The sequence below is a fragment of the Ruegeria sp. AD2(2025) genome, from assembly GCF_056542385.1.
This window is the reverse complement of sequence record NZ_JBQFZS010000016.1, coordinates 44,560-53,621: the sequence shown is the minus strand read 5'-3', so window position 1 is coordinate 53,621 and position 9,062 is coordinate 44,560. Positions and strand designations below refer to the sequence as shown.

The 9,062-nt window shown below is 62.7% G+C and carries 7 protein-coding genes; 4 read left to right on the top strand and 3 right to left on the bottom strand.

Features of this window, described 5'->3' with window-relative positions; translation table 11 throughout:
• Positions 1-84: 84 nt before the first annotated feature.
• Positions 85-1,653, bottom strand: coding sequence for a 2-isopropylmalate synthase (locus tag ACR1XV_RS20430; protein WP_480534746.1), 1,569 nt, complete (start codon positions 1,651-1,653; stop codon positions 85-87).
• Positions 1,654-1,932: 279 nt separating this feature from the next.
• Between ACR1XV_RS20430 and ACR1XV_RS20425 the strand changes: the two genes are divergently transcribed.
• Positions 1,933-2,598: an SDR family NAD(P)-dependent oxidoreductase gene (locus ACR1XV_RS20425; protein ID WP_480534745.1), complete on the top strand. Its 666-nt coding sequence runs from the start codon at positions 1,933-1,935 to the stop codon at positions 2,596-2,598.
• Between the two features lie 7 nt (positions 2,599-2,605).
• On the opposite strand, the gene ACR1XV_RS20420 is transcribed toward ACR1XV_RS20425, so the two are convergent.
• A complete protein-coding gene (locus tag ACR1XV_RS20420; RefSeq protein WP_480534750.1) occupies positions 2,606-4,096 on the bottom strand; it encodes an MORN repeat-containing protein in 1,491 nt (496 codons plus the stop codon).
• A 150-nt stretch (positions 4,097-4,246) separates the two neighbouring features.
• Here ACR1XV_RS20420 and ACR1XV_RS20415 point away from each other — a divergent pair, with 150 nt between their 5' ends.
• The 3 genes from ACR1XV_RS20415 to ACR1XV_RS20405 all read left to right on the top strand — a co-directional run bounded on the left by ACR1XV_RS20415 (position 4,247) and on the right by ACR1XV_RS20405 (position 7,936).
• A complete protein-coding gene (locus ACR1XV_RS20415) occupies positions 4,247-5,905 on the top strand; it encodes an NAD+ synthase (protein WP_480534743.1) in 1,659 nt (552 codons plus the stop codon).
• A 282-nt stretch (positions 5,906-6,187) separates the two neighbouring features.
• Entirely contained in the window at positions 6,188-6,454 is a 267-nt protein-coding gene (locus tag ACR1XV_RS20410; protein ID WP_480534741.1) for a hypothetical protein, read from the top strand.
• Between the two features lie 150 nt (positions 6,455-6,604).
• A complete protein-coding gene (locus ACR1XV_RS20405; protein WP_480534739.1) occupies positions 6,605-7,936 on the top strand; it encodes an NAD(P)/FAD-dependent oxidoreductase in 1,332 nt (443 codons plus the stop codon).
• Between the two features lie 4 nt (positions 7,937-7,940).
• Here the strand turns inward: ACR1XV_RS20405 and ACR1XV_RS20400 are convergent, their stop codons facing one another.
• The gene (locus ACR1XV_RS20400) at positions 7,941-8,873 is read right to left on the bottom strand and encodes an MBL fold metallo-hydrolase (RefSeq protein ID WP_480534737.1); all 933 of its coding nucleotides are present in this window, start codon (positions 8,871-8,873) and stop codon (positions 7,941-7,943) included.
• Positions 8,874-9,062 lie beyond the last annotated feature (189 nt).

Below are 9,062 nucleotides of genomic sequence, written 5' to 3'. Positions count from 1 at the left end.
GCCAAAGGCGCGCTGCCGGGCCCAAAGCCGCAAGGGGGTTCGGCGCAGCCGGGCACCCGCGGGTGCGGGAGTGTTCCCCGTTGATCAGGTCAGGTCTTTATAGCTGATCTCGCGCGCATCGGCGCCGGGGCCTGCCTTTTCGCGGCGCATGATCAGGCGGTTCAGCGCGTGGATATAGGCTTTGGCCGAGGCCACGACCGTATCGGTGTCGGCAGACTGACCCGTGGCGATCATGCCATCCTCTTCCAGACGCACCGAAACCGTGGCCTGCGCGTCCGTCCCTTCGGTCACCGCATGGACCTGATAGAGTTGCAGATGCGCCTTGTTCGGATGGATCGCCCGGATCGCCTTGAAGGTCGCATCCACCGGCCCGTCGCCATATTCGGTGGCGGTCACATCTGCACCCTCGACCTCCATCTCGACGGTCGATTCCGCCTGCCCGCCGGTGCCGCAAGTGACTTTCATCGAGACCAGTTGCAGATAGTCATCATCGTCGTCCAGCGTCATCAATGCGATCAGATCATCGTCAAAGACCTCTTTCTTGCGGTCGGCCAAATCCTTGAACCGCACGAAAATGTCCTTGAGTTGGTTGTCGCCGACCTCGTAGCCAAGCGTTTCCAGCTTGTCGCGCAATGCCGCGCGGCCCGAGTGTTTGCCCAGCGGCAGAGAGGTGCCCGAAAGGCCGATATCCTCGGGGCGCATGATCTCGAAGTTCTCGCGGTTCTTCAGCATCCCGTCCTGGTGGATGCCGCTTTCATGGGCAAAGGCGTTCTTGCCGACGATGGCCTTGTTGAACTGCACGTTGAAGCCCGACACCGTCGCCACCCGGCGCGAGATATGCATGATCTTGGTCGTGTCGATGCCCGTATTCCAAGGCATGATGTCGTTGCGGGTCCGCAGCGCCATCACCACCTCTTCCAGCGCGGTGTTGCCCGCGCGTTCGCCCAAGCCGTTGATGGTGCATTCGATCTGCCGCGCACCGCCCGCGACAGCGGCCAGCGAGTTCGCTGTCGCCATGCCCAGATCGTTGTGACAATGGGTTGCAAAGATCACCTCATCCGCGCCCGGAACCGTCTCGATCAGGCGCTTGATCAGGTCTGCGGATTCCATCGGGGCGGTATAGCCCACCGTATCGGGGATGTTGATCGTCGTTGCGCCCGCCTTGATTGCAATCTCGATCACGCGGCAAAGGTAATCCCACTCGGTCCGGGTGGCGTCCATTGGCGACCATTGCACGTTTTCGCACAGGTTGCGCGCATGGCTGACCGTTTCATGGATCTTCTCGGCCATCTCGTCCTGCGTCAGGTTCGGGATGGCGCGGTGCAGCGGAGAGGTGCCGATGAACGTGTGAATGCGGTTCTTACTGGCGTGTTTCACCGCCTCCCAGCAGCGGTCGATATCGGCGAAATTGGCGCGCGCGAGCCCGCAGATGCGGCTGTTCTTCGATCGCTGCGCAATCTCGGTGACAGCCTTGAAATCGCCCTCAGAGGCGATGGGGAACCCGGCCTCGATGATGTCGACGCCCATATCGTCCAGCAGTTCGGCGATCTCGAGTTTTTCGGCATGGGTCATGGTGGCGCCGGGGCTTTGTTCGCCGTCGCGCAAAGTGGTGTCGAAGATCAAGACATGGTCTTGGTCGGTCACGTTGGTCATGGGATTTCTCTTTCTTCTTCTGTCCTAAAGCCAATGGCGCGCGGGCGTCCTCCTCTGAGCGGGCGCGCCGGATGGCACGCTCAGAGGCGGATTAGGATCAGTAGGCCACGCAGCGACGCACCGCGGGTGGCGGCGTCGGTCATGGGGATATCTGCGCGGTTGATCATGGGGTTGAGGTTATACAGCGCCCGCCGCGAATGAAAAGAAAGAAAATGCGCCTGTGTGGTTTATCGGGCGCGCGGCGTTGATCGGGCCACGTTGACCGCTAGCTGTCAGGGCATGAAAACCGCTTTGATCATCGGCGCGACCGGAGGCATCGGCCGCGCGCTGTGTGCCCGGCTTGAGGCGCAAGGGATTGCTGTTTCGCGGCTGTCACGTTCGGCCGACGGGTTTGATCTGCGCGTGCCCGAGGTGGCCGAGCGCATCCTGTCGCAGATTCCGGGCCCGTTTGACTTGATCCTCCTGGCATCAGGCGCGCTCGAGATCGACGGGGCAGGGCCGGAAAAGACCATGCGGGTCCTGTCTGCGCAGGCGATGATGGATCAGTTCTCGCTGAATGCGGTGGGCCCGGCGCTGGTTCTGAAACAGGCCGCGCGGCTGCTGCCCCGCGACCGGCGGGCGGTGGTCGGCGTGCTGTCAGCGCGTGTGGGGTCGATCGGCGACAATCGTCTGGGCGGCTGGGTCAGCTACCGCGCGGCCAAGGCGGCGGTGAACCAGATCGTGCGCACGGCGGCCATCGAACTGGCGCGGACGCACAACCACGCCATCTGCGTGGCGCTGCACCCGGGGACGGTCAGAACGGAGTTCACCCGCAAGTATCTTGGGCGGCACCCAGCCGTTGACCCGGACGAGGCCGCGCGCAATCTGCTGGGCGTCACCGCCGGGCTGACGCCTGCTGATACAGGTGGTTTCTTTGACTGGGCCGGAAAGCCTGTGCCGTGGTAGGCGCGGCTTAGCCGTCAGACGTGGCCGCCCCGGTCGTCTCGGGCGCGTCTTCGGTTTCGGGGGCCACGGCCTCTGGCGCGGGTGAGGGCGCGTTCTGCTGGGGCTGAGAGGTCAGCGTGTCGTTGTCCCACACACCGGTTTCAACCTCACCGCCCGCATAGCGCATGGTGCCATCGCCGTGCCGCTTGTTTTCCAGAAAATGGCCTTCGTAGATATCGCCGGTCTCATAGGTGGCCGTGCCGAAGCCGGTGATCTTGCCGGCGGCCCAGTCGCCCGTATAGGTGAAACCGCCCGGCCGCGTCAGGGTGCCCTTGCCATGGCGTTCACCATTGTCGAAATCCCCTTCGTAGACGGTGCCGTCGGGAAAGGTCGCCTTGCCCTTGCCGCGCCGGACGCCATCCACCCAGTCCCCTTCATAGCGGTAGCCGTTTGCGAAAGTCAGAACGCCGGTGCCATGGCTGCGGGCATTTTTGAACTGGCCCTTGTAGACCGTGCCGTTGGGATAGGTTGCGGTGCCCGAGCCCTCGAAGACGCCCGCCACCCAGTCGCCGTCATAGACGGTGCCGTTGGGATAGGTTGTGCGGCCCTTGCCATGCTGCAGGTCGTCCAGAAAATCGCCGATATAGACCGATCCGTCCGCATAGGTGACCTCACCCAGCCCGGCGATCTGGCCATTGGCCCACGCGCCGGAATAGCGAAAGCCGTCGAGACCGGTAAAGATACCCTGACCGTGGCGCGTATCATCGTTGAAATCGCCTTCGTAAACCGCGCCGTTGGCATAGGTCACCTTGCCCTTGCCCTGACGCCGCCCGTCGGTCAGGTCGCCTTCATAGACATCGCCATTGGGGTAGACCAGCCGCCCCATGCCGGTCATTGCGTCCTCGACCCAGTCGCCGGAATAGGTCATGCCGCCCGCCAGGTTCAGGTTGCCCGTACCGTGGCGCTGCCCGGCCTTGACGCCGCCGTCATAGGTGCTGCCGTCGGCATAGGTGATCTTTGCGGCCCCCTCTTTGCGGCCATCGACCCAATCGCCGTCATAGACATACCCGTCGGTGCCGGTCAGCACGCCCTTACCATGCCGTCGGGCGTCGCTGAATCCGCCCTCATAACGCATCCCGTTGGTGTATTCGGCAATTCCGGTGCCGTTGATGGCCCCTTCGGACCAGTCGCCCTCATAGGTCTGGCCATCGGCATAGGTGATCTTGCCGCGGCCTTCGGGGCGGCCTTTGACAAAGTTGCCCTCGTAAACCGAGCCATTGGCATAACGCGCAATCCCCTGGCCCTGGATCTCACCCTCGGCCCACTGGCCGGTATATTCGAACCCGCTGGGCAGCCGATAGGTGCCGGTGCCATGGCGCAGGCCGTTTTCAAACGTGCCCTCGTATACGCCGCCGACATCGTCATCGGCGATCACGATCTGACCGTCCTGCTGGCCATGGACGGGCTGCGTCAGCAGGGCAAGCGTTGCGGCGGCAATTGAGGTGCGGATGGCGTTCATGGTCATACCTGCCTGCGGGTATCTTGGTGTTGGTCAGGGGCAAAACTAGGATACCGCCGGGGGCAGGGCAACGGCTTTTGCCGCATTTGCCTTTTACTTGCGCTGTGATCTGCTAAATCCCTGAAAGACTGACGAAGGCATGAGGGCAAAATGGCCGACCGGTTCCGTATCACTCTGGCGCAGCTGAACCCGACCGTGGGCGATATCGACGGCAATGCCGCCAAGGCCGCCGCAGCATGGGCCGAAGGGCGCGAGGCGCAGGCCGATCTGGTGGCGCTGCCCGAGATGTTCATCACCGGGTACAACACGCAGGATCTGGTGATGAAGCCAGTGTTCCACCGGGCGGCGATGGCTGCGGTCGAGGCGCTGGCCGAGCACTGTGCCGATGGCCCCGCGCTGGCCATCGGTGGGCCTTGGGTCGAGGGCGGCAAGCTTTACAACGCCTATCTGATCCTCAAGGGCGGACGGATCGTCAGCAAGGTTCTGAAGCATCACCTGCCCAACGAGACGGTCTTCGACGAGGTCCGCCTGTATGATGCTGGCCCCCTAGGCGGGCCTTATGCGGTTGGCAACATCCGCATCGGCAGCCCGATCTGCGAGGATGGCTGGCACGAGGATGTGGCCGAAACGCTCGAGGAAACCGGGGCCGAGTTCCTGCTGATCCCCAATGGTTCGCCCTATTTCCGCGACAAATACGATATCCGGCTGAACCACATGGTGGCGCGGACGGTCGAAACCGGGTTGCCGGTGATCTATCTGAACATGGTCGGCGGGCAGGATGATCAGGTGTTTGACGGTGCCACCTTCGGCCTGAACCCGGGCGGAGAGCTGGCGTTTCGGATGCCGGTCTTCGACGAGGCGGTGCAGCAGATCGACCTGCTGCGCGGCGATGACGGCTGGCGCATTGCGCGCGGCGAGGTCGTGCCCCAGCCTGATGTCTGGGAGCAGGATTATCGCGCCATGGTGCAATCCTTGCGCGACTACATGGGCAAGACCGGGTTCAAGAAGGCCGTTCTGGGCTTGTCGGGTGGTGTGGATTCAGCGCTGGTGGCCGCGATTGCCGTGGATGCCATCGGGGCCGGGAATGTGCGCTGCGTGATGCTGCCGTCGGAATATACCAGCCAAAGCTCTCTGGATGATGCCGAGGCGGTCGCCAAGGCGCTGGGCGTGCATAATGACTTCGTGCCGATCTCGCAAGGGCGGGCCGCCGTGACCGACACGCTGGCCCCTCTGTTTGAAGGGCGGGATGCGGACCTGACCGAGGAAAACATCCAGTCCCGCCTTCGCGGGCTGTTGCTGATGGCGATCTCGAACAAGTTTGGCGAGATGCTGTTGACCACCGGCAACAAATCCGAGGTCGCGGTGGGCTATGCGACGATCTATGGCGATATGAACGGCGGCTATAATCCGATCAAGGACCTCTATAAAACCCGCGTGTTCGAGACCTGCCGCTGGCGCAATGCCAATCATCGCGACTGGATGATGGGCCCCGACGGCGAGGTCATCCGCCCCTCGGTCATCGACAAGCCGCCCAGTGCGGAACTGCGTGAAGATCAGAAGGATAGCGACAGCCTGCCGGATTATCCGGTGCTGGATGCGATTCTGGAGATTCTGGTGGATCAGGATGGCTCGGTCGCAGATTGCGTGGCCGCCGGGTTCGACAAGGCCGAGGCAGAACGGGTCGAGCATCTGATCTATATCAGCGAATACAAACGCTTCCAGTCTGCGCCGGGCACGCGCCTGACGCCGCGCGCCTTCTGGCTGGATCGGCGCTATCCCATCGTGAATCGCTGGCGCGACCGGGGTTGAGGGCGAACGGCCCCTCTCAGATCTGATTGTTGAGCAATTGTGGGCAATGCAGACTTGGGTTTCGCATTGTTTTTCATTTTTCCTTATTTATCGGATAGTTCCACGCCGGCGGCTTGCGTATTGGCCCATTTTTTGCCACATTTGTGACCGGGGTTTGCCTCATATGGGGCAAGCGTGACGCATTCCGGTGGATGGCCCGCATTACGGGGACCGAAGGCCGGACGTGTCGAACTGGGTAGAGGCATCCGTGTTTGGGATGTCGGTAAAGGTATTGGTGGTAATATGGACTATTGGTACGACAAACCGCTTCATGCTCCGATGCAAATGAAGCCTATGGAGTCAGCGCCGCGTGAGCTGGACGAGGACGCGCTGGATGCGGCAATCGCGGATATTCTGAGTGAGGAGAAACCGGCGACGGTGGTTGAAAAGCCAACGCTGCGCACCGAGTTTCCGACGCTGCAGCCGCAGGAAACGCCCGCCGTGCAGGACGAGCCCGGCTTTGGTGATGTGCTGCGCCAGAAATGGGCGCAACTGTCCGGCGCGGCCTAAGCCACGAAGCAACCGCGCGACGATTTGAACCGCACTTTGGCCGAATGGCCACAGGTTGGGGGAAACCTTCGGGTGCGCCTGTGTTGCGCATTGTCAGTGCATCCGCAATCGGGCTGGATGCCGCTGCGATGACCTAATCCCGAGCGGTTGATGCCTGGCCCGACTCCGACGCCTGTCGAATCTGATTTCACCCTTCCCAAGCTTGTTGATGTTGTCGTCATTGGCGGCGGCATTATCGGCGTATCAACCGCGCTCGAACTGGCCGAGCGGGGTGTCTCGGTCTTGCTCTGTGAGAAAGGCCGTATCGCGGGCGAACAAAGCTCGCGCAACTGGGGCTGGGTGCGGCTGGGGATGCGCGACCCGCGTGAAATTCCGCTGATGTTGCAATCCATTCACCTGTGGCAGGGGTTAGAGGCGCGGACCCGGCGCAAGACGGGTTATGCCCAATCCGGCATCCTGTTTGGTGCGTCGGACGCGCGCAGCGCAGGTAACTTGACGCGGTGGTTGCGGCATGTCGACGGGTTGCAGACCGGCGCGCGGATAGTCTCTGGGTCGGAACTGGACGCCCTTTTGCCCGACAACACCATGGCCCTGCCATCGGCACTGTATATGCCGCAAGACGGACGAGCCGAGCCGCAATGGGCGGCCCCGGCGATAGCCGAGGCGGCGCGGGACCGCGGCGCGGCGATCATGACCAATTGCGCGGTGCGCAGCATCGACATGCAGGCGGGGCGCATCGCAGGGGTTTTCACCGAACGGGGTCGCGTCGCCTGCAGCCATGTGGTTCTGGCGGGCGGCGCGTGGTCGCGCCTGTTTGCGGGCAATGCCGGGATCGCGTTGCCGCAGTTGAAAGTGCTGAACACCGTGATGCGGACGTCTCCGGCTGAACCGGGTCCCGGCGCGGCGCTGTGGAGCGATGATTTTGCCATCCGCAAGCGCGCGGATGGCGGGTACACGATCGCGTCCGGGCATGAGAACACGGTTGATATCGTGCCTGACAGTTTTCGTCTGGCTCGGCAATTCCTGCCCGCGTTCCGTCAGGAATGGCGATCCTTGCGTTTCCGCCTGTCGCGGCGCTGGCTGACCGAGGCGCGGCAGGATCGCACTTGGCTGCCCAGCGATGTAACCCCGTTCGAGCATTGCAGGGCGCTGGATCCTGAACCCTCGCAAAAGGCGCTGCGTCAGGCTTGGGCGAGCGCCCGAAAGGCGCTGCCCGCGCTCGACGCGGCAGAGATCGTGCAAAGCTGGGCCGGGATGATCGATGTAACCCCGGATGCGATCCCGGTGATCTCGGGCGTTGATCAGATGCCGGGGTTGTTCATCGCCACCGGCTTTTCAGGCCACGGCTTTGGCATTGGCCCCGGTGCCGGGCGACTGGTGGCCGATCTTGTGATGCAGACCACGCCTTGTGTTGACCCGGCCGCATTTCGCCTGTCCCGTTTCTCGGACGGGTCGAAAGTGCGACCGGACCCCGGATATTAGGGCGTCAGCCCATCATCTGATAGCTGACCGGAACAAAGCGGAACCCGTCGCCGCGGGTTTCGACGAAGCCTGCGGCCGGGAAGGGCATGTGATAGCCGATCATTGGCACCTTATCGGCGGCAAGCAGGCCCAGAACATCGCGCCGCGACTGCGTGGCGGCGGCCTTGTCCATGTCGAACCGCACCTCCCATTCGGGATGGGCGAAGGACCAGACATAGTGGTTGGCCAGATCGGCGGTCAGGATCAGCCGCTGACCGTTGCTTTCCAGATGATAGACCATATGGCCCGGTGTATGCCCGAACGCGGCCATGCCGGTGATGCCCGAGGCGACCTCACCCCCGTCGCCGATAAAGCTCATCTTTTCGGCCAGCGGCGTGACCTTGGCGGCGACCAGATCGCCGACGCGGTTGCCTGCGTCCTGCGCGGCCCAGAAGTCATATTCCGGCGCGGCGGTCACATAGCGCGCATTGGCAAAGGTGGCAGCGTCGTTGGTGGTCATGCCGCCGATATGGTCGGGGTGCATGTGGGTGATCACGACCACATCAATCTGATCAGGTGTCACGCCAGCATCCGCCAGAGCGGCCTGAATGCCGCCTTGCCCAAGCCCGGTGTCGAACAGAACCAGTTCTGATCCGGTGTTGACCAGCGTCGGCGTGAAGAAGAAATGCGCCTTGTCGGCGGGAATGAAGTTCTCGGCCGAGACTTTGGCAAAGTCTTCATCCGATGCGCCACCGCCGAAAATTTCTTTCGCCCCGTCGCGGGGCAGGCTGCCATCCAGCAGGGTGGTGACGGTGAAATCCCCCAACTGAAACGATTTCGCGATGGTCGAATTGGCCTTGGTTTCGGCCCCCGCGGCCAGAACCGGGGCAGCGGCGGTTGCAAATGGCAAAGCCGCAGCCGTACCAAGGGCCGCGCGGCGGGTCATCTTGATGGTCATCTTCGTTCTCCCTGTCAGAGCATAATGGGTTCAGCTAGGTCAGTCGGGGCCTGCGGCCACCTTATACCCTGCACAGTTAGGCTGCGTGGTTGAACATTACGTGTTAATTTTTGTTTATGTCGCGATCTTCGGGGCCTGCCGCCCTTCGTCATTCGCTGGACAATTCGCCCGTCCTGTGACAAGAGCCGC